The organism is Lysobacter olei, from assembly GCF_054777355.1.
Map to the genome: position 1 here is coordinate 66916 of NZ_BAAHAT010000001.1, position 20019 is coordinate 86934.

A 20019-nucleotide genomic window follows, 5' to 3' on the forward strand; every position below is an offset into this window, starting at 1 on the left:
GGACCTGCGAACTTGGTAGTTTCGCTGATTCTGCGCCGGGGTGCCACCGTTGCCCCAGAGTCCCCGCTCGCAGGGCGGCGGGATGAGGGGAAATGCGTCCTGACGGAGCGGCTTTCCCTCGCGACGGCTCGCTTGGGCGGTATGGGCTATTTATTACTGAGTTTGCGTGGTGCGAAAGGGGGGACTCGAACCCCCACGCCTTGCGGCACTGGAACCTAAATCCAGGGCGTCTACCAATTCCGCCACTTTCGCAATGTCGAACCGATCCCATCGATCGCCCTGACCGCAATTCTAGGGCGGGCTTCCGCAAAGAAAAAAGGCACCTGTTGCCAGGTGCCTTTTCCGGGATTGGTGGGCCGTCAAGGATTCGAACCTTGGACCTATTGATTAAGAGTCAACTGCTCTACCAACTGAGCTAACGGCCCGGAACAACTTAGAAGCGAAACTTTACCAGAAAAATTTCGCTTCGCAAATAGGTGGGGTGGCTGAGGGGACTCGAACCCCCGACATCTGGAATCACAATCCAGTACTCTAACCAACTGAGCTACAGCCACCACATGAAACTGCCCTGCCGACTCTGGCGCGCCCGGCAGGAATCGAACCTGCAACCACCGGCTTAGAAGGCCGGTGCTCTATCCAGTTGAGCTACGGGCGCGTGGCGGACATCTTAGCCGAGGCGTGCAGCTCAATTGGTCGGGGCAGAGGGATTCGAACCCCCGACCCTCTGGTCCCAAACCAGATGCGCTACCAGACTGCGCTATGCCCCGGGCCAGCCTTCGAAGTGCGCCAGCACCGCGAAAGGTCGACTATTCTCGGTTGAGCCGGCCGCCGTGTCAATGCGGCTTTTCCGACCCGCCGGCGACAGTCGCCCTGTATGCTCGCGGCTGGACCGCCCTCGGGCAGACAAGGAGCAGACATGCGCAGTGGCAACCCCGCACTGAAGGACAGCACATTCCTCGACCTCGGCACCGGCAGCGTCGTCAGTGGCGCGCAGGATGCGATGACCCTGAACGGCACGGTCAACAAGACCGCGTTCCTGCTGGTGCTGACGCTGGCCGGCGCGATGTACACGTGGTCGCTGTTCTTCTCCAGCAACGGCACCGCCAACCTGATGCCCTATGTCCTGGTGGGCGGCCTGGGCGGCTTTGTCGTGTCGCTGGTGACGATCTTCAAGAAGACCTGGGCGCCGGTCACGGCCCCGCTCTACGCGGCACTGGAAGGCCTGTTCATCGGCGCGATCTCGGCGGTGTTCGAACTGAAGTTCCCGGGCATCGTGATGCAGGCCGTGGGCCTGACCTTCGGCACGCTGGCCGCGCTGTTGATGGCGTATCGCAGCGGCCTGATCAAGGCGACCGAGAACTTCAAGCTGGGCGTGGTGGCCGCGACCGGTGGCATCGCCCTGCTCTACCTGGTCAACATCGTGATGGGCTTCTTCGGCAAGTCGATGCCGTTCATCCACGACAGCGGGCTGATGGGTATCGCTTTCTCGGGCTTCGTGGTGGTGATTGCCGCGCTCAACCTGGTGCTGGATTTCGATTTCATCGAAAGCGGCGTCGAGCAGCGGGCGCCGAAGTACATGGAGTGGTACGCGGCATTTGGCCTGCTGGTGACGCTGGTGTGGCTGTACCTGGAGATCCTGCGCCTGCTGTCGAAGCTGCAGTCGCGCGACTGACGCCGACCCGAGGTCGAAATTGGAAAGGGCGCCCCGTGGGCGCCCTTTCTGTTTTCAGGTCGCAGCACGGCCCGCCTCGGCCTCACGCCCGCGGGATGGACTGGGCACAACGTCTGAAGGCGCTCCCATACGGAGTCAGGGGTGCGGTGCGGATCCTGGCGTCGTATCGGTGATGGCGGCCCCACGCCGCGACGGCAACAGCATGAACACCACGGCCGCCACCGCGAGCAGCCAGCAGTAATACACCTTGCCCGCAATCGCCAACGGTGACAGGCCCGCCAGCGACGCGGCCAGGAGGATCTGTGCGCCGTACGGCAGCAGGCCTTGGGTAACGCAGGAAAAGATGTCGAGCAGGCTGGCACTGCGACGGGGGCTGATGTCGTGACGCTCGGCGATGTCCTTGGCCAGGCTGCCGCTGACGAGGATGGCCACGGTGTTGTTGGCCGTGAGGGCGTCGGCTCCCACCGCGAGGGCGGCGATGCTGGCCTCGCCCGAGCGACGCCCCGTATGACCACGCGCGAACCTGGCAATGACCTGGGCCAGCCAGGCCAGTCCACCGGTGACCTTGATCAACTCGGCAAGACCGCCGATCAGGATCGACAGCAGTGTGATTTCAACCATGCTGTCGAAGCCGGCGTAGATGTCGCCGGCAAACGCGATGACATCGTAGCCGTCGCCCACGAACACGCCGAACAGGCCCGAGAGCAGCAGCCCGACGCCGAGCACGAGCACCACATCGAGGCCGGCCAGCGCCAGGCCCAGCACGAACACGTACGGCAATACCAGCCAGCCGCTGGCATCGGCCTCGGGCGGCGCTACGGGTGCGGTGTCGCCCAGCACGGCCATCAGGGCCACGGTGACGATGGCGGCCGGCAAGGCGATCTTGAAGTTCTCGCGGAACTTATCGCGCATGCGGCAGCCCTGGCTGCGGGTGGCGGCGATGGTGGTGTCGGAGATCACGGACAGGTTGTCGCCGAACATGGCGCCCCCTACCACCGCGCCCAGCACCAGTCCGGCATCCAGCCCGGCGGCGTCGGACACGCCCAGCGCAATGGGCACGACGGCGGCGATCGTCCCCATGGAGGTGCCGATGGCCAATGCCACGAAACTGGCGACCAGGAACAGCCCCGGCAGGATCAGCGCCGGCGGCAGACTGCCCAGCCCGATGGCGACCACGGCATCCACCGCGCCGATGGCCTTGGACACGGTGGCGAACGCACCCGCCAGCAGGAATACGAGGCACATCAACATGACGTTGGCATGGCCCATGCCAGCCAACAGGGTTTCAACCGGGCGCACGCCGCGGCGCCAAGCCAGCCAAGCGCCCAATGCCAGCGCCGGCAGGATCGCCACGGGCGCGCGCAGTTGGTAGAAGCCCATCGCCTCGCCTTGGGCCGTGAAGTAAAGGCCCGCCCCGAAAAACAGGGCCAGGAACAGCAGCAAGGGCGTCAGCGCCAATGCGCTTGGGCGGACGGCATCATTCATCGCTTCATCCGAATGAACATTACAAAGAGTGCCATTCTGGGCTGTGGCCATGCGCCTGTCGAGGCCGTCGGCAGAACAGTGAAGCGCGCGGCGTGCGCCGCTGTGGCGACTTGCGCCGCGCAATGCCGCTGCCCTTTTCGACGGCGTCACTTGCGCCATTCAGCCACGGCCAGGGGAGCATGACGCCTCCCACATCGCCCCACATCGAGCCCTCGAAACGAAACGGGGCACCCAAGGGCGCCCCGTTCGACAGGGGCCGCAGCCCCCGATTCTTCACTTGCCTCAGGCGATCGCGCGCTTGGCGATGGCTTCGGCAAAGGTCTGCGTGGTGCCGGTGCCGCCCAGGTCCGGGGTCAGGTTGTCCTTGGCTTCGAGCGTGGCAATGATCGCCTCGCGCAGCTTGGTCGCCTTCTCCGGCATGCCGAGGTGGTCGAGCATCTGCGCGGCGCCCAGCAGCAGCGCGCAGGGGTTGGCCTTGCCTTGGCCGGCGATGTCCGGGGCGGTGCCGTGCACGGCCTCGAAGATCGCGGCGTCGGTGCCGATGTTGGCGCCCGGCGCGAGGCCCAGGCCGCCGACGAGGCCGGCGCACAGGTCGGAGATGATGTCACCGAACAGGTTGGTGGTGACGATGATGTCGAACTGTTCCGGACGCATCACCAGCTGCATGCAGGTGTTGTCCACGATCATCTCGTTGCACTCGATGTCCGGGTACTCGGTGGCCACGGCGCGCGCGGTTTTGAGGAACAGGCCCGAGGTCGACTTCAGGATGTTGGCCTTGTGCACCACCGTGACCTTCTTGCGGCCGGTCTTGCGGGCCAGCTCGAAGGCGTAGCGCACGATGCGCTCGGAGCCGCGGCGGGTAATCTTCTGGGTCAGCGTGGCGACTTCGCCGTCCCCGGACAGGGTCTGGCCTTCACCGATGTAGGCGCCTTCGGTGTTCTCGCGGACGGTGATCAGATCCACGCCGGACGCGAAGCGCGACTTGGTGTTGGGGAACGACTTGGCCGGACGCACGTTGGCGTACAGATCGAAACGCTTGCGCAGCTCGACGTTGATCGACGAGAAGCCCTCGCCCACCGGGGTGGTCAGCGGCGACTTCAGGGCGATGCGGTTCTTGCGGATCGAGTCCATGGTGGCCTGCGGCAGCAGCTCACCGTGCTTCTCCAGCGCGACCAGGCCGGCGTCGGCGAACTCGTACTGCAGGCCGAGGTTCATGGCGTCGAGCACGTGCAGGGTGGCGTCCATGATCTCGGGGCCGATGCCGTCGCCACGGATGACCGTAATCGTCTGCGTCATAGGGGGTCTTCTTCCGACTGATGGGCGCCGCGGGGGAAGTACGGCGCCGGATGGTTAACCAGCGAATTATGCCCGAAACCGCACCTTCATTTCAGGCGCAACCATTGGCCAATGGTCGGAGGGGCGGCGGGAAGCCTTGCGGCGCAAGGGTTCCAGCCGCCCAGTAGCACCGGAGCCCGGGAAGGGGTTCAGCCGTGGTCGTGCCCGGCGGGTGCCTCGGATTCGCCCTGCTCCAGCCGGTCGAGGAAGTCGACGGCGCGGCGGAGGTGCGGGATCACGATCGAGCCGCCCACGACCAGGCCGACCGAGAACGTTTCGAACATCTCATCGCGGTTGACCCCGGCTTCCTTGCACTGGGCGACGTGGTAGCTGATGCAGTCGTCGCAGCGCAGCACCAGCGAGGCGACGAGCCCCAGCAACTCCTTGGTTTTCACGTCCAGCGCGCCGGCCTGGTACGTCTGGGTGTCGAGGGCGAAAAAGCGCCGCACCACCTGGTTGGGCTCGGCGAGGATGCGTTCATTCATGCGCTTCCGGAAGGCAGTGAATTCGGCTACGCGATCGCCAGCGGGGTCGTTGCTCATGGAGGCTTCCAGTTGGAGAGGGAAAGGAGGCGGCTGCCGTCCCTGAATGGTACGGGCAGGCGGGCGCGGGCCCTAGACCGGCCGCCCCCATGACATGGCTTCCTTGGGAGGGTGCCCGCGTCAGTGTCACCCGGCGAGCAGCGGCTCCAGTCCCCCGGCGCGGTGCAGCGCCATCATGTCGTCGTACCCGCCGACATGGGTCTCGCCGATGAAGATCTGCGGCACGCTGGTGCGCTTGGTCAGGGCCACCATCTTCTCCCGCTCGGTGGGCTCGAGGTCGATGCGGACTTCCGTCCAGGACTGACCCTTGCTCTTGAGGAAGTTCTTGGCCGCCACGCAGTACGGGCAGATGGCCGTGGAATAGATGGTGATCTGGGGGGCGCTGGTCTGGCTCAAGACGGACTCCGTGAACTCATGGGGAGGGCTGTGGTCGAATATGGGTCCGCGTTGGCGGACTTTCCATAACACCAGTAGAACACTGGGGTGCTTAACCGACGATTCACCCGCCTTGCCGCGAGGGACGGCATGCTGGTCTCGCCCCCATCGCGCCACACCCAAAAGGATGACCGCTTGCGCCGCATGTTACCGCTCACCGCCGCCCTGACCGTTGCGCTGGCCAGCCTGGCGGTCCCTGCGCAGGAGTCCCGGCTGCCGGACATCGGCTCGTCGGCCGGCGAGCTGCTGACGCCCTCCCAGCAGGAGCAGTACGGCGGAATGATGCTGGCGCAGCTGCGCCACTACGACTACATCCTCGACGACCCGCTGGTCGAAAGCTGGCTGGACACGCTGGGGACGCGATTGGGCGCCAGCAGCGACAACCCGCGCCAGTCCTACACGTTCTTCATGATGCGCCAGCGGCAGATCAACGCGTTCGCGACACTCGGCGGCTACGTCGGGGTGAATGCCGGCCTGGTGCTGGCGGCCGACCGCGAAGATGAGGTGGCCGGGGTGCTGGCCCACGAAATCGCGCACGTGACGCAGGACCATGTGCTGCGTGGTGTGGAGCGCGCGCAGAAGGACCAGCTCCCGATCCTGCTCGCCATGCTGGGGGCGATCGTCGCGGCGCAGGCGGCGGGCGGCAATTCCGCCGACGATGCCGCACAGGCGGCGATGGCGTCGGCCATGGGCCTGGCGCAGCAACGGCAGATTGACTACACCCGGTCCAACGAACACGAGGCCGACCGCCTGGGCATCCAGTCCTTGGCCCGCACCGGTTATGACCCGATGGCCATTGCCGACTTCTTCGGCAAGCTGCAGCAGCGCTCCCGGGCCAACGGCGCCAATTATTACGGTACCGAGGCGCCTGAATTTCTGATGACCCATCCGGTCACCATCACCCGCATCAGCGAGGCCAAGGACCGGGCACGGCTGATCGCCGGCAGTTCGCGCACCGCGGTGGCCGCGCCGACGGTCGGCAGCAACCCGTTGTTGCCGCCTGGGCTGCAGGTCATGGGCAGCGCCCTAAAGGCGGATGGCACCGGTCGCTTTGAGTTCGCGCGGGAGCGATTGCGCGTGCTGAGTGCCGACACGCCTCGGGACGCCCTGCGGGAGTACGAGCGTCTGGCCAAGGCCGGCAAACTCGACGCATCCCAGGGCTATGGCAAGGCCCTCGCTCACCTTGGCGCCAACGAACCTGCGGTAGCCATCCAGCTGCTACAAGGCTTGCTGGTCGGCCAGCCTGACCACGAGTGGCTGTTGCTGGCACTGGCGGAAGCCGAGGCCAAGGCGGGCCGCCATGCCGCCGCCGATGCCCGTTTCGAAGCGTTGCTGGAGCGCGCCCCCAACGACCGCGCCTTCGCCTTGACCTACGCCCGCACGCTGACCGAGCGCAACAACGCTGAGGCGGGCAAACGGGCACAAGCGCTCCTGCGCCCGCTGATGGCAAGTTCGGCCGAAGACCCGGTATTCCAGCGGACCTTTGCGCGGGCCAGCGAGATTGCGGGGGACCCCGTCCGAGCAGGCGAGGCGTATGCCGAGGCTGCCTACCTGGGCGGCAGGCCCGAGCAGGCCCTGGTGCAGCTCAACACGTTGAAGAAGCGTCCGGAACTCGACTATTACGCCCGGGCCCGCATCGAGTCGCGGATCGCGGCGATCACCCCCGTAGTACTGGAACTGCGCCGCCAGGGCGTGCGGGACGAGGAACTGCAGCGTCGATGACAGTCGTGCGACGCTGTCACAGTGACGTCACAAAACGGTAGTGTACTGGCACGGCTTCAGGAAGCCTGAGGAATCGGGCTTCCGCGGTACAGGACGTACCGCAGGCGATCGCACGCCGGACACGGTGCGCGCCCGCTGGAAGTCGTCACAGCCCAACCCCCCGGTGACCGCGTGCAGAAGCGCATCCTGATCGTCGAAGACGAACCCGCCATCCGAGACATGGTGTCCTTCGCCTTGCGCAAGGGCGAATACGAGCCGGTGCACGCCGGCGATGCACGCGAGGCGCAGGCGGCCATCGCCGACCATGTGCCCGACCTGATCCTGCTGGATTGGATGCTGCCCGGCACGAGCGGGCTGGAACTGGCGCGGCGTTGGCGCAAGGAATCGCTGACGCGCGAAATCCCGATCATCATGCTCACCGCGCGCGGCGAGGAGAACGATCGCGTGGGCGGTCTGGAGGCCGGCGTGGACGACTACGTCGTCAAGCCGTTCTCGGCGCGCGAGCTGCTGGCGCGCATCCGTGCGGTTTTGCGCCGCTCCCGCGAGGACGACGAGGACGGCAGCGTGGCGGTCGGCCCGCTGCGTATCGATGGCGCCGCGCACCGCGTGTTCGCCGGTGACCAGCCGGTGCAGATCGGCCCCACCGAGTACCGCCTGCTGCACTTCTTTATGACCCACCCCGAACGCGTGTACACCCGCACCCAGCTGCTGGACCACGTGTGGGGCGGCAGCGTCTACGTCGAGGAGCGCACGGTGGACGTGCACATCCGCCGCCTGCGCAAGACGCTGGAGCCGCACCAGATCGACGGTATGGTCCAGACCGTCCGCGGCGCCGGGTACCGGTTTTCCGCCTCGTTGGCCGTCTAGACTCGGGGCATGCCTCCTCGCACACGCTCTGCCTGGCTGAAGACACTGGGCCAACTCGCGCTGGTCCTGCTGGTGGCGGCGGCCCTCGGCACGGCGATCGGCCACCCGTGGCCCGTGATCACGTTGGCCGCGCTGGGCGTGGTGGCCTGGCATTACTGGCGACTGCGCAGCGTCCTGCTGCGGCTGACCGCGCGCCAGCGGTTGGCGCCGCCGCTGGGCGAAGGCGTCTGGAACGAGCTGGACCGGCTGCTGTACCGCAGCCAGTCCGAGATGCGGTCGCGCAAACGCCGGTTGATCGAGATGCTGCGCGCCTACCGCGCCGCGGCGGCGGCACTGCCTGACGCCATCGTGGTCGTGGATCGCTTGAGCCAGCGGGTCCTGTGGTTCAACGCGGCCTGCAAGCCGCTATTGGGCATGCACTATCCCGAGGACATGGGTGCACCACTGGTGCAGCGGCTGCAACCCTTGCCGCTGGCCCACTGGCTGGCGGCAGGGCGGCATGCGGAAACCCTGGAAGTGCAGTCGCCGGTGAACTCCTCGGTGACGTTGAGCCTGCGCCTGATCCCCTACTCCGAGAACCTGTGGCTGCTGGTCGCCCGCGACGTGAGCCGACTTCTGCACCTGGAGCAGATGCGCCGCGACTTCGTGGCCAACGTATCGCACGAACTGCGCACACCATTGACGGTGGTGCACGGTTACCTGGACATGCTCGACCCGGAAGAGCACCCCGATTGGGCGCCGATGCTGGCGGAGATGCAACGCCAGTCGCAGCGCATGACGCAGCTCGTCGAAGACCTGCTCACCCTGTCACGGCTGGAGTCGCAGGGCAGCCTGCCCGAGGAAGAGAGCATCGCCATGGGCGCCATGCTCAACACGCTGGCCCGGGAGGCCAATGCCCTGAGCCAGGGCAAGCACCAGGTTACCGTCGACGACACCGCGGGGGTGGACCTGTGGGGGGGCCACAAGGAACTGCACAGCGCATTCTCCAACCTAGTCAGCAATGCGATCCGCTACACACCGGCCGGGGGCAGCGTGCACATCCGCTTCAGGCGCGAAGGAACCGGAGCCGTGCTGGAGGTCAGCGACACGGGCTATGGCATCCCCGCCCATCACCTGCCCCGCTTGACCGAGCGCTTCTACCGGGTGTCGACCAGCCGCTCGCGCGAAAGTGGCGGCACTGGACTGGGGCTGGCGATCTGCAAGCATGTACTCAACCTGCACCAGGCCCGCCTGCAGGTTTCCAGCGAAGTGGGGCGCGGCAGCACGTTTTCGTGTCACTTTGGAAGTGAGCGCGTGCGTCCGCGCGAAGCCCTTGAGGTATTGCCATGAATGTCCAGATGCCACCAGCGGTTTCCGCCGAGTCGACCAAGGAACGCGACCCGCTGCGAGACCGCGCGCTGTACTTCAACCGCGAAGTGTCGCAACTGGACTTCAATTTCCGCGTGCTGGCGCAGGCGATGGACCCGCAAGTGCCCTTGCTGGAGCGGCTGCGTTACCTGTGCATCTCCTGCACCAACCTGGACGAATTCTTCGAGATCCGGGCCGGCACGCTGCACCATGCCCACGACCTTGGGCTGGCGCCGGGCGCGGACGGACTGGCACCGGCAACCGTGCTGACCCGCATCCACGATCGCGCGGCGGATCTGGTGCAGCAGCAGTACGCCTGCTGGAACGAAGTCCTGCGTCCGGCACTGGGCGAGGCCGGCGTGCGCGTGCTCGCGCGAGAAGCATGGAGCGAGCAGCAGACCGAATGGCTGCGGCAGTGCTTCCGTGACGAGATCATGCCGGTGCTGTCACCCCTGGGGCTGGATCCGGCACACCCGTTCCCGAAGATCCTCAACAAGTCACTCAACATCGTGGTGGTGCTGGAGGGCAAGGACGCGTTCGGGCGCGCCGGCAACCTCGCCATCGTCCGCGCTCCCCGCTCACTGCCCCGCATCATCCAGATCCCGCAGGACGTGTCCGGCGGCGAGCATGATTTCGTGTTCCTTTCGGCCATGTTGTCGGCCTTCGTTGACGAGCTGTTCCCGGGCATGCGCGTCAAGGGCGCGTACCAGTTCCGCGTGACCCGCAACTCCGAATTGCTGGTGGACGAAGAGGAAGTGGACAACATCGCGCTGGCGTTGCGCGATGAACTGGTGGGCCGTGGCTACCTGCGGGCGGTGCGACTGGAGATTGCCGAGCAGTGCCCGGATGCGATCGTGCGGATGCTGCTGGAGAACTTCGACCTGGCCGAGCACGCGGTCTACCGCATCAACGGGCCGGTCAACCTCAACCGCGTGATCCAGGTCTATGACCTGGTGCAACGGCCAGAGCTGAAATTCCTCCCGTTCCACCCGCGGGTACCCGCCGGCATCGAATCGATTTTCGACACGGTGGCGCAGGGGGACATGCTGCTGCACCACCCGTTTGAAGCCTTCACCCCGGTGCTGGAGCTGCTGCGGCAGGCGGCGGAGGACCCCAACGTATTGGCGATCAAGCAGACGCTGTACCGCGCCGGCAAGGACTCGCCCATCGTCGAGCATCTGGTGCAAGCCGCACGCAACGGCAAGGACGTGACCGCGGTGGTGGAGCTGCGCGCGCGCTTTGACGAGGAAGCCAACCTCGGCCTGGCCGACCGCCTGCAGGAGGCCGGCGTGCAGGTGGTGTATGGCGTGGTGGGCTACAAGACCCACGCGAAGATGCTGCTGATCGTGCGGCGCGAGGGCCGCAAGCTGCGTCGTTACGTGCACATGGGCACCGGCAATTACCACACGGGCACGGCGCGGGTGTACACGGACTTCGGCCTGATCACGGCCGATCCGGACATCGGCAACGACGTGCACCTGGTGTTCCAGCAGCTGTCGGGTCTGGCGCCGGCGATCAAGCTCAAATGCCTGCTGCAGTCGCCGTTCACGCTGCACTCGGGCGTGCTGAAGCGCATCGATCGCGAGACCAAGCTGGCCAAGGCCGGAAAGCCGGGGCGGATCATCGCCAAGATGAATGCGCTCAACGAGCCGCAGGTGGTGCGCGCGCTGTACCGCGCCTCGCAGGCGGGCGTGCAGATCGACCTCATCGTCCGTGGCGCCTGCACGTTGCGCCCGGGGGTGCCGGGGGTGTCGGACAACATCCGCGTACGCTCCATCGTGGGGCGTTTCCTGGAGCACCACCGTGTGTACTGGTTTGCCAACGACGGTGAGCCGGACCTGTACTGCTCCAGCGCCGACTGGCTGGAGCGCAACCTGCTGCGTCGGGTCGAGACGGGGTTCCCGGTCCGCGACTCAGCGCTGGCACAGCGCGTGTTCGACGAGGCGCTTGACAACTACCTGCGCGACAACGTTTCGGCCTGGACGCTCGAGTCCGACGGCCACTACAAGCGCCTGCAGCCTGCCGAAGGCGAGCTCCCCCATTCCGCTCAGGGCACCTTATTGGCGAAAATCTGCGGATGAATGCCGTCCTCCATGCCGCGCGCCTCCCCCTGAAGGACGGCGACCTGCTCGCCGCCGTTGACTTGGGATCCAACAGTTTCCACATGGTCGTGGCCCAGCAACTGCTGGGCCAGCTGCGCGTGGTGGACCGCCTGCGCGAGACGGTGCGCATGGCGGAGGGCCTGGATCGCAAGGGCGGCATGGCCCCGGAAGTGCGCGACCGCGCCCTGGAGTGCCTGGCCCGGTTTGGCCAGCGGCTGCGAGACGTGCCGCCGTCGCACGTGCGCGCCATTGCCACCAACACGGTGCGAAGGCTGGCGGTGCCGCAGGCCTTCCTGATGCCGGCCGAAAGCGCCTTGGGGCATGCCATCGAAGTGGTGGCCGGCCGCGAGGAGGCGCGCCTGATCTACCTTGGCGTGGCGCACGCGCAGCCGCCCAAGGACGGCCAGTTGCGCCTGGTGATCGACATCGGCGGCGGCTCGACGGAATGCATCATCGGCCGCGGCTTTGACGCGCTGGAACGCGAAAGCCTGCAGCTGGGCTGCATCGCCACGACCCGTCGCTTCTTCGACAACGGAAAGCTGTCACGCAAGCGCTGGAAGGACGCGCTGGCGGAAGTCACGGCCGAGTTCCAGCAGTTTGCGAGCACCTACCGGGCGTTGGGCTGGCAGGAAGCCTTGGGCGCCTCGGGCACCAACAAGGCCATCGGCGAGATCTGCGCGGCCATGAAGCTGACCAAGGGTGCGGTAACCGCGCAGGCGCTGCCGGTACTGCGGGACCGCCTGCTGCAGGCCGACCGCATCGACGCCATCGAGCTGCCAGGCCTCTCGGCGGAACGCCGCCCGATCATTGCCGGTGGCGTGCTCATCCTCGAAGCTGCCTTCAATGCATTGGGCCTGGAGCGCATGGCCGTGAGCAAAGCGGCGATGCGCGAGGGCGTGCTGTACGACATGGTGGGCCGCGGTGGCGCGCATGACCCGCGCGACGCGGCCGTCGCCGCGCTCATGGAGCGCTACGGTATCGACCGGCCGCAGGCGTCGCGCGTGGAGGCGACGCTCATGCAGCTGTTCGACCAAGTGGCAGAAGCCTGGCAGCTGGACGAGGACGACCGCGTGTTGCTGCGCCGTGCGGCGATGCTGCACGAGCTGGGCCTGGTCATCGCGCATAGTCAGTACCACGTGCATGGCTCCTACGTGCTGGAACACTCGGACATCGCGGGGTTCTCGCGGCAACAGCAGCAGTTCCTGGCTGCGTTGGTGCGCACCCATCGGCGCAAGGTGCCCAAGAGCGCATTCGATGCCCTGCCCGACCGCTTGCTGTCGGCGGCACGCCGGAGTGCGGCCCTGTTGCGCTTGGCGGTACTGATCCACCGCGCGCACGAGGCAACCCCGATTCCCAAACTGGAAGCGGAGGCGTCGGCCGCCGGCTTGACCCTGACCCTGTCCAAGCGCTGGCTCGATGCGCGCCCGCTGTTGAAGGCCGACCTGATGGGCGAGACCGAGGACATGGCCGGATTGGGCATCGCGCTCAAGGTCGAAATGACCTGAAGGCGTGACCCGGCCGCGACGTTGGTCACCTGGCGGTCACGCGGCTGACACCACCGATTAACCCTCACGCGCGAGGCTTTCCCAAACCGGGAGCCGCGCATGCGCTACGCCATCGTCACCGAGACCTACCCGCCGGAAGTGAACGGCGTGGCACTCACCGTGCAGGGTCTGGAGCGTGGGCTGCGCGCACGCGGGCATGCGGTGGACGTGGTGCGCCCCCGGCAGGGGACCGAGCGCATCGGCGAGGAGCACGAACTCCTCGGGCCGGGGCTGCCCATCCCCCGGTATCCGGGGTTGCGCTTCGGCCTGCCGATCACGGGCCGACTGATCCGGCACTGGCGCCGGCATCGCCCGGATGCAATCTACGTTGCCACGGAAGGTCCCTTGGGGTGGTCCGCCCTGCGCGCGGCGCGCCGCTTGGGCATACCCGCGGCCACCGGTTTCCACACCCGCTTCGACGAGTACATGCGGGACTACGGCGTCGGATTCCTGGAAGGGACGGCCCTGGGATGGATGCGGCGATTCCACAACACCGGCCACGCCACGCTGGTGCCCACGCGGGAACTGGCTGAATTCCTGAAATGCCAACGCTTTGCCAATGTGGTGCGCCTGCCGCGTGCGGTCGATACCTCGCTATTCGATCCCGCACATCGTGATGATGAACTCCGTGCGCGCTGGGGGGCGGGGCCGGATTCCCTGGTGGTGGTGTACGTGGGCCGCATCGCGCCTGAAAAGAACCTCGACCTGGCCGTGCGGGCATTCCGCGCCCTGCAGGCTCAGCAGCCCGATGCGCGTTTCGTTTGGGTAGGGGGCGGCCCGGCGCAGTCTCGCGTGCAGGCCGCCAATCCTGATTTTGTTTTTGCCGGGGTGCTGCGGGGAGAACCGCTGGCCCGACACTTCGCCAGTGGCGACCTGTTCCTGTTCCCCAGTCACAGCGAAACGTTCGGAAACGTCACGCTGGAGGCCATGGCCAGCGGCGTGGCCACCGTCGCATTCGACTATGGCGCGGCCCGCGAGCACCTGCACGATGGGGTGCATGGCGCCGCCGTCGCCCGTGGTGATGACGAGCGATTCATCCGCGAGGCAGTCCGTATCGCCACGGATGACGAAGCACGCCATGCGATGGCCGCGGCCGCCCGTCGCGCGGTGGAGGGGCTGCGCCCCGAACAGGTGGCCTCCGATTTCGACGACATCCTGCAAAACCTGCGGGCGGGAGGACGTGATGCATCGACTGCCATGGCGTGAACGGTTTGTTGCCGGCGAGTCCGGCTGGTGCCTGCGGGTCAACCGCCTGTGCGCGCGCGGGGCCTCACGTGTGTACTTCGCCGCGGTCAGCCGGCTGGGCGACGGGGTGTTCTGGTATGTGCTGATGGGCGTACTGGTCGCCATCGATGGCATCAACGGGCTCGCGGCGTCCGCGCACCTGGCGGCCACCGGCGTCATTGCCCTGGCGCTCTACCGGGCGCTGAAGCACTGGACCAAGCGCCCGCGTCCGTTCGCCTCCGACCAGCGCATCCAGGCCTGGGTGGCGCCGCTGGACGAGTTCAGCTTCCCCTCCGGACACACGCTGCACGCGGTGGCATTCACCCTGGTGGCGATGGCGCACTACCCGGCCCTGGGCTGGGTGCTGGTGCCGTTCACGGCCAGTGTGGCGGCCTCGCGCGTGGCGCTGGGGCTGCACTACCCCAGCGACGTGCTGGCGGCCACGGGCATCGGCTCAGTACTGGCCGGCATGTCGCTCTGGCTGGTGCCTGGCGTGTCGCTTTTTGGCTGAGGGCCGAAGGCCAATGACCATCAATGACGATGGGCGGCTTTCGGCAATCGGTGTTGCCCAGCCTTCGCGCAGGCCAGCCTCCAACTCACGCCCCGGACGCGTTCAACCGGAAAACTTCACGATGCGGGCGCGTGCAACGTCGGGACGCAATTGCCCCGGCCAGTCTCGATCGACCGCCACCTGGGCTTGATCGCGGGTCGCGAACAGCCGTGCGAAGTCCACTTCGCCAACCGCCCAGCGCTGCGCCCCCTCAGTGCGTGCCAGCACGCCATCCGGGGGCAGCCCGACATCCATCGGGGCGTAGACCGCGGCCTCCCCGGTATTGGTGTCGAGCGCCGGACTCCACGGAGCCTCTCCCGCCGTCACCGATTGCGCGACGAAACAGCGGTTCTCCAGCGCACGCGCCATGCAGCCCACGCGCACCCGAGTGGCCCCCGCCTCGGTGTCGGTGCAACTGGGCACCAGCAGCAGGCGCGCCCCTGCCTCGCACTGGGCACGCACCGGCAACGGGAACTCGCTGTCGTAACAGATGGCGGTGGCAGCACGGATGCCCCCGCCCAATTCGAACACCCTCAACGCATCACCCGACTCAATGACGCCGGTCTGTTTCTCAAAGCTGGTGAGTTGCAGCTTGTCCTGCCACACATGGTTCCCGTCTGGGGCGAACAGGTAGCTGCGATTGCGATAGCGGGCCAGGCCGGTGTCCAGCAGGAAGCTGCCTGCAACGACATGCATGCCGGTGCGGCGGGCCTCTCCGGCAAAGAAGTCCATCCAATGCGGGTAGTACTGCTGCGTGGCAGCCAGCGACGCCAGCAGGTTGCCCTGGACATCGGCTTGGAACGTCGCGGCCAATTCCAGCGACAGGTACTCCGGCAGCACGGCCACCTCGGCGCCGGTGGCACGTGCCTCGTCCAGCCAGGCGGACTGCTTGCGGGCAAACGCCTCGAAATCGGCCGGGGCATCGATGGTGTACTTGGCAACGGCGACTTTCACCAGAATGTCTCCAACGGACGGACCCAGCAGCTCAGGGTGTGCGGCACCTCGCCATCGCGTTCTACTTCCGGCCACGGCAGCGTGACCTGCATGCCGGGCACGGGCGTGTAGCCCCGCTTGCGCCAGAACACGTCGTTGTCACGGTGTGCGGCAGGACGGCGCGGGTCGGCCGGATCCCGGTCGACTGAACAGAACGCCGTCCATGCAAAGCCGCCGAGGGCGCGCGCGTGGGCTTCGCGCTCATCGAAGAACCGGTGCCCCAGTCCTTGCCCGCGGTACGCAGGCAGCAGCACGGACTCTCCGCAGTAAAACACCGTCTCGGGGCGATAGCCCGCCACCGCGAACGGGGTGATGAAGGCTTCCGATTCTTCTGAAAGCGGCAGGCCGGTCGACGCACCCACCACCTGCGTACCATCGAATGCCAGCACCGCGACACTGCGTTTGCTACCGGTGTAGACGCGCAGATATTCAGATTCGTATGCCACGCTGCCCTCATACAGGTAGGGCCATTCGCGGAACACCTGGATGCGCAGTCGCGCGAGGTCGTCCACGAAGGGGGCGATGGCGTCGCCCACCAGCGTATGCACCATGATGGATCGCTTGCTCATGGGCACGATTCTAGGCCACGCGGCCATCGGCCGGTGCCAGGGCGCCAGCGCCATACCAGTCCACCTTGCGGGTGGCGACCATAATGCCGGCCAGAATGCCGAACAGCAGCAGCGACCCCATGAGCAGCGCGTTGTCCTCGGAGATCAACAGGCCGTACAGCGCGGCAAACAGCGCGCCCAGTGTCATCGCGAATCCGATACCTCGCCAGAGACTGCCCAGCACGTGGCACAGGTAGTAGCCGATCAAACCCACGCAGGCGGTGCTCGCAAAGAGGTACGCCAGCCAGAACGCAACGTGCTCGCTGAGACTGACCAGCAACAAGAAGAAAATCGAAAGCGCCAATCCCACTAGCCCGTACTGGATGGGGTGGATGCGCAACTGCAGTAGCAGTTCCAGCATGAAGAAGCCGGTGAAGGTCAGCAGCACGAACAGGATGCCGTACTTGATGGCGCGGTCCGCCTGCGAGTACGGATTGACCGGATCGACCAGCGATACGTTGGCGGCGTCGATCTCGCCAAGCGCGCGCCCGCCGCGGTATTGCCGCTGGGCGTCGGCCGCCAGTGCGGGAATCTCCCACTGGGCGGCAAAGCCGTCGGCTCCTATGCGCGGCTGGCGCGCGGGGAATTTCCCGGCCAGACGCGGATGCGGCCAACTGGAATTGAGCGCGAAGCGGTTCTGCTGCCCCAACGGCACCAGCGCCAACGATTCCGTGCCACCCAGCACCAGGTCGAGCCGGGTGGATACCGTCATCCGCGACCCCGCCAGAGGTGCTGGCAAGCGCGCGTGGACGCCTGCGCCATCGCGGCTCCCCTGGCCCTGCAACACAGGGGCTCGCCTGCCGTTAATCATCAGTTTCGGGGTACCCATCAGGCCCCTGACATCCGCGATGCCATAGCTCAGCCAAGGTTGGCCGACGCGACGATTGGCCTGCGCGTCCCGGGCGGTGGGAATGTCGATGGTGAAGCGCGCATCCGCCCGCCCATTCCACTCATACATCCGCACCGCGTGCAGTCCCAACCGACGCATGGACGGCGTCAATGGACCGCTCACGTCCAGGGACTGGGGGAAATACGTCCAGGTGAACTGCTGGTCGCGGCGCACTTTGCGAGTCGCGCCGCCGGCGTCGGCAACGTCCACTTCCACCGAATCGGTGTAGGGCACCACGAGCACCGGTCCGCCAAAAACCTGCGCGCCGGCGAAGGTCGCGGCGATCTGCTCCACCGCCTGCGCCCGATTGCGTTGCCGGTCATCGATCACGCCGTCGATCAACCCCAACGGCACCAGGATCGCCAAGGTCATGGCGAACACGAAAGCCAACTTGATCCAGAACCGCATCTCCCGCTCCCTGCAAGGACTCGGCGGTCAGGATGGGCACCCCCGGTGCGGGGACGATGTCGCGACAGTGAAGCGGCGGTGAAGTGGACGGTGTCAGCCGCGCCCGCCATGGGCCAATGGCAACTCAAGCGTGGCGACGGCGCCCCCGCCGTCGCGGTTTTCCAGCGTCGCTCGTCCGCCATGCAGGGCCGCCACCTCTGCGACGAAGCACAACCCGAGGCCACTGCTTCGGCTGCCGCCACCGGGGCGCGGCAGGGAGTAGAACCGCTCGAACACCCGCTCGCGCGCGTAGTCGGGGACACCGGGGCCACGGTCCAGGACCTCAAGGCGCGCGTGGCTTCCGACCACGTGGAGGGTCACCTCGACGTCGCCTGTTGAGGGGGAAAAATCCAACGCATTTTCAATCAGGTTTGTCAGGGCCTGCCGCAACAGGAAAGCATCGCCGACGACCACCACGTCGTCGGCAGGCAGCAACGGGCGAATTCGGCCTTCGCCCTTCGCGCCACGCGCATCGCACAGTGCCAGCGCGTCGCGCACGACCTCGGCCAGCCTGACGGGCTCCGGACGCTCTAATTGCTGGCGATGTTCGACCGCGGCAAGTGCGAGCAGCTTGTCGATCATCTGCGCCATGCGTTCGCCTTGCGCGCGGATGTTACCGACGAATCGGGCCCGGTCCTCGTCCGCCATCGGCGATTCCAGCAATTCCGCACTGCCACGGATGGCCGCCAGCGGCGATTTGAGCTCGTGGGTCAGGGCGTGTACGTATTGCTCGATGTACTGCTTGCCCTCCAGCCGCACACGCATGGTCTCCAGCGCGCGACCGAGCTCACCGAATTCGCCCCGCACCGCGGGTAGCACCACGCGCTCGCCCGCCGTGACAGCCTGGGCGTAGCGACGCAGCCGGCCCAACTGCCTCGACAGCCATCCAGCCGCCAGCACACCCACCAGCAGGGAGACGCCCATCAGCACCAGTCCCCAGCGCAGCACCTTCGACTGGCTACGCTCGATGAACGGCGCGATCGTGCGATTGGGCTTGGCTACGGTCAGCACGCCCGCAATCCGGCCTTCCGCGTCGCGGATGGGCGCGGCCACGTGCATCACGCTCGAGTCGGGGTCGCTGGGGTCGGCCAAGGTCGAGCGCGCCCCGTAGCGCCCCCGCAGCGTGAGGTGCACGTCGTTCCAGCGCGAGTAATCCTGGCCGAGCGCGCCGCCATGTCCGGCGCGCGCATCGGTGTCGAACACGACCCTGCCCCTCGCGTCGGTCACGTAGACCCGGTACTGGCTGGCGCGCTTTTGGAAACCCCAGATCTGCGCGCCAAAGTCCCGCTCGGCCAAGGCCCGCATCCGGGTCGCGAACCCGCCCTCGTTGATGCGACCGGCCAGCAGGTCATCGGTGGCCAATTCCGCCAGCACATTGGCGGTGTCCACCAGGGTGTCCTCCATCGCCTGGCGCACCCCGGGCTTCACTTCGGCAACAAACACGCGCCCCAGCAACAGCGCCGCCATCGCCACGACGAGGAAGTACCCGAGGAAGATCCGCAGCCCGATCTTCACGGCCGTCTCAGTCCACCGCCAGCGAATAGCCCAACCCGCGGTGCGTACGGATCGGATCCGGCGCGTCGGTCGCGGTGGCGCGCAACTTGGCCCGCAATGTCTTGATGTGGGTGTCGACCGTGCGATCGCCACTTTCGAGCGCATCGCCCCACACGCGGTCCATCAGCTGCGCGCGGGACAGCACCGCGCCGGGGCGCTGCAGCAGTTGCGCGAGCAGGCCGTACTCATACCGCGTCAGGTCCAGTGCCCGGCCCCGGTAACGAATGCGGTGCCCCTCCGCGTCCAGCTCGAAACCGGCCACCGCCTGCGGCGCGGCCGCCGCCGGCTGCGTCCGGCGCAGCACGACCCGCACCCGCGCGACCAGCTCACGCAGCGAGAACGGCTTGGCGACGTAGTCATCGGCACCGATTTCCAGCCCGAGGACCCGATCGGCCTCGGCCGCCTGTGCCGTCAGGAAGATCACCGGCAGGTCCCGTGCCCGTCGCAACTCGCGGCACAGGGCGAACCCGCCCATGTCCGGCAGCCCGACATCGAGGATCGCCAGGTCGAAGCCTTCCTGCGCCGCCAACCGCAGCGCATCGCTGGCCGTCAGGCAATGGCTCACCGCCAGGCCATCGGCACGCAGCGCGTACACCACGGCCTCGGCAATCGCCACCTCGTCTTCGACCAGCAGGATCCGCGGCATCGCGTCCACACCCATGGGGATGCCGCATTAGAGCAAGGCGGGCGGGCGACGGGCTAC

The 20019-nt window shown here is 66.9% G+C and carries 17 protein-coding genes and 5 tRNA genes; 8 read left to right on the forward strand and 14 right to left on the reverse strand.

Annotated elements, in window-relative coordinates:
* Nucleotides 1–167: 167 nt before the first annotated feature.
* From ACYVBS_RS00360 to ACYVBS_RS00380, 5 genes are all read right to left on the reverse strand, one after another.
* Nucleotides 168–252, reverse strand: a tRNA-Leu gene (locus ACYVBS_RS00360).
* Between the two features lie 97 nt (nucleotides 253–349).
* Nucleotides 350–425 (reverse strand) — tRNA-Lys (locus tag ACYVBS_RS00365).
* A 52-nt stretch (nucleotides 426–477) separates the two neighbouring features.
* A tRNA-His gene (locus ACYVBS_RS00370) sits at nucleotides 478–554 on the reverse strand.
* A 24-nt stretch (nucleotides 555–578) separates the two neighbouring features.
* Nucleotides 579–655 (reverse strand) — tRNA-Arg (locus tag ACYVBS_RS00375).
* Nucleotides 656–690: 35 nt separating this feature from the next.
* Nucleotides 691–767, reverse strand: a tRNA-Pro gene (locus ACYVBS_RS00380).
* Between the two features lie 149 nt (nucleotides 768–916).
* Between ACYVBS_RS00380 and ACYVBS_RS00385 the strand changes: the two genes are divergently transcribed.
* Complete coding sequence (locus tag ACYVBS_RS00385) at nucleotides 917–1672, forward strand: Bax inhibitor-1/YccA family protein (RefSeq protein WP_460821082.1); 756 nt, start codon at nucleotides 917–919, stop codon at nucleotides 1670–1672.
* A 135-nt stretch (nucleotides 1673–1807) separates the two neighbouring features.
* Here the strand turns inward: ACYVBS_RS00385 and ACYVBS_RS00390 are convergent, their stop codons facing one another.
* From ACYVBS_RS00390 to grxC, 4 genes are all read right to left on the reverse strand, one after another.
* Nucleotides 1808–3157: a Na+/H+ antiporter NhaC family protein gene (locus ACYVBS_RS00390; protein WP_460821084.1), complete on the reverse strand. Its 1350-nt coding sequence runs from the start codon at nucleotides 3155–3157 to the stop codon at nucleotides 1808–1810.
* Between the two features lie 282 nt (nucleotides 3158–3439).
* Entirely contained in the window at nucleotides 3440–4453 is a 1014-nt protein-coding gene (locus tag ACYVBS_RS00395) for an isocitrate dehydrogenase (RefSeq protein ID WP_460821085.1), read from the reverse strand.
* Nucleotides 4454–4641: 188 nt separating this feature from the next.
* The gene (locus ACYVBS_RS00400) at nucleotides 4642–5034 is read right to left on the reverse strand and encodes a carboxymuconolactone decarboxylase family protein (protein WP_460821086.1); all 393 of its coding nucleotides are present in this window, start codon (nucleotides 5032–5034) and stop codon (nucleotides 4642–4644) included.
* A 126-nt stretch (nucleotides 5035–5160) separates the two neighbouring features.
* Nucleotides 5161–5430 (reverse strand): glutaredoxin 3, encoded by a 270-nt coding sequence (gene grxC, locus ACYVBS_RS00405; RefSeq protein ID WP_460821087.1) that lies wholly within the window; start codon nucleotides 5428–5430, stop codon nucleotides 5161–5163.
* Nucleotides 5431–5613: 183 nt separating this feature from the next.
* Between grxC and ACYVBS_RS00410 the strand changes: the two genes are divergently transcribed.
* From ACYVBS_RS00410 to ACYVBS_RS00440, 7 genes are all read left to right on the forward strand, one after another.
* Nucleotides 5614–7191, forward strand: coding sequence for a M48 family metalloprotease (locus tag ACYVBS_RS00410; RefSeq protein ID WP_460821590.1), 1578 nt, complete (start codon nucleotides 5614–5616; stop codon nucleotides 7189–7191).
* A gap of 171 nt (nucleotides 7192–7362) precedes the next feature.
* On the forward strand, nucleotides 7363–8058 hold the full coding sequence (phoB, locus tag ACYVBS_RS00415; RefSeq protein ID WP_460821088.1) for a phosphate regulon transcriptional regulator PhoB: 696 nt from the start codon (nucleotides 7363–7365) through the stop codon (nucleotides 8056–8058).
* Nucleotides 8059–8067: 9 nt separating this feature from the next.
* Nucleotides 8068–9387, forward strand: coding sequence for a phosphate regulon sensor histidine kinase PhoR (gene phoR / locus ACYVBS_RS00420; RefSeq protein ID WP_460821089.1), 1320 nt, complete (start codon nucleotides 8068–8070; stop codon nucleotides 9385–9387).
* Nucleotides 9384–11486, forward strand: a complete 2103-nt coding sequence (gene ppk1 / locus ACYVBS_RS00425; protein ID WP_460821090.1) for a polyphosphate kinase 1 — start codon at nucleotides 9384–9386, stop codon at nucleotides 11484–11486. The genes phoR and ppk1 overlap by 4 nt, the downstream gene beginning before the upstream one ends.
* Nucleotides 11483–13012, forward strand: a complete 1530-nt coding sequence (gene ppx, locus ACYVBS_RS00430) for an exopolyphosphatase (protein WP_460821091.1) — start codon at nucleotides 11483–11485, stop codon at nucleotides 13010–13012. The genes ppk1 and ppx overlap by 4 nt, the downstream gene beginning before the upstream one ends.
* A gap of 99 nt (nucleotides 13013–13111) precedes the next feature.
* Entirely contained in the window at nucleotides 13112–14257 is a 1146-nt protein-coding gene (locus ACYVBS_RS00435) for a glycosyltransferase family 4 protein (protein WP_460821093.1), read from the forward strand.
* Nucleotides 14235–14786: a phosphatase PAP2 family protein gene (locus ACYVBS_RS00440; RefSeq protein WP_460821094.1), complete on the forward strand. Its 552-nt coding sequence runs from the start codon at nucleotides 14235–14237 to the stop codon at nucleotides 14784–14786. The genes ACYVBS_RS00435 and ACYVBS_RS00440 overlap by 23 nt, the downstream gene beginning before the upstream one ends.
* Nucleotides 14787–14888: 102 nt before the next feature.
* Here ACYVBS_RS00440 and ACYVBS_RS00445 read toward each other — a convergent pair whose 3' ends face one another.
* The 5 genes from ACYVBS_RS00445 to creB form a co-directional block, all read right to left on the reverse strand.
* The gene (locus tag ACYVBS_RS00445) at nucleotides 14889–15779 is read right to left on the reverse strand and encodes a carbon-nitrogen hydrolase family protein (protein WP_460821095.1); all 891 of its coding nucleotides are present in this window, start codon (nucleotides 15777–15779) and stop codon (nucleotides 14889–14891) included.
* A complete protein-coding gene (locus ACYVBS_RS00450) occupies nucleotides 15776–16369 on the reverse strand; it encodes a GNAT family N-acetyltransferase (RefSeq protein ID WP_460821592.1) in 594 nt (197 codons plus the stop codon). Before ACYVBS_RS00450 ends, ACYVBS_RS00445 begins: the two co-directional genes overlap by 4 nt.
* A 28-nt stretch (nucleotides 16370–16397) precedes the next feature.
* Nucleotides 16398–17723, reverse strand: a complete 1326-nt coding sequence (gene creD / locus ACYVBS_RS00455) for a cell envelope integrity protein CreD (protein WP_460821096.1) — start codon at nucleotides 17721–17723, stop codon at nucleotides 16398–16400.
* Nucleotides 17724–17816: 93 nt separating this feature from the next.
* On the reverse strand, nucleotides 17817–19277 hold the full coding sequence (gene creC / locus ACYVBS_RS00460) for a two-component system sensor histidine kinase CreC (protein ID WP_460821097.1): 1461 nt from the start codon (nucleotides 19275–19277) through the stop codon (nucleotides 17817–17819).
* Nucleotides 19278–19284: 7 nt separating this feature from the next.
* Nucleotides 19285–19977 (reverse strand): two-component system response regulator CreB, encoded by a 693-nt coding sequence (gene creB, locus ACYVBS_RS00465; protein WP_460821098.1) that lies wholly within the window; start codon nucleotides 19975–19977, stop codon nucleotides 19285–19287.
* Between the last annotated feature and the right edge of the window lie 42 nt (nucleotides 19978–20019).

Bases quoted from the DNA above. Each gene is read 5' to 3' on its own strand.
- ACYVBS_RS00385 (WP_460821082.1), top strand. From the start codon at position 917: ATGCGCAGTGGCAACCCCGCACTGAAGGACAGCACATTCCTCGACCTC.
- ACYVBS_RS00390 (WP_460821084.1), bottom strand. From the start codon at position 3,157: ATGAATGATGCCGTCCGCCCAAGCGCATTGGCGCTGACGCCCTTGCTG.
- ACYVBS_RS00395 (WP_460821085.1), bottom strand. From the start codon at position 4,453: ATGACGCAGACGATTACGGTCATCCGTGGCGACGGCATCGGCCCCGAG.
- ACYVBS_RS00400 (WP_460821086.1), bottom strand. From the start codon at position 5,034: ATGAGCAACGACCCCGCTGGCGATCGCGTAGCCGAATTCACTGCCTTC.
- ACYVBS_RS00410 (WP_460821590.1), top strand. From the start codon at position 5,614: ATGTTACCGCTCACCGCCGCCCTGACCGTTGCGCTGGCCAGCCTGGCG.
- phoR (WP_460821089.1), top strand. From the start codon at position 8,068: ATGCCTCCTCGCACACGCTCTGCCTGGCTGAAGACACTGGGCCAACTC.
- ppk1 (WP_460821090.1), top strand. From the start codon at position 9,384: ATGAATGTCCAGATGCCACCAGCGGTTTCCGCCGAGTCGACCAAGGAA.
- ppx (WP_460821091.1), top strand. From the start codon at position 11,483: ATGAATGCCGTCCTCCATGCCGCGCGCCTCCCCCTGAAGGACGGCGAC.
- ACYVBS_RS00435 (WP_460821093.1), top strand. From the start codon at position 13,112: ATGCGCTACGCCATCGTCACCGAGACCTACCCGCCGGAAGTGAACGGC.
- ACYVBS_RS00440 (WP_460821094.1), top strand. From the start codon at position 14,235: ATGCATCGACTGCCATGGCGTGAACGGTTTGTTGCCGGCGAGTCCGGC.
- ACYVBS_RS00450 (WP_460821592.1), bottom strand. From the start codon at position 16,369: ATGGTGCATACGCTGGTGGGCGACGCCATCGCCCCCTTCGTGGACGAC.
- creD (WP_460821096.1), bottom strand. From the start codon at position 17,723: ATGCGGTTCTGGATCAAGTTGGCTTTCGTGTTCGCCATGACCTTGGCG.
- creB (WP_460821098.1), bottom strand. From the start codon at position 19,977: ATGGGTGTGGACGCGATGCCGCGGATCCTGCTGGTCGAAGACGAGGTG.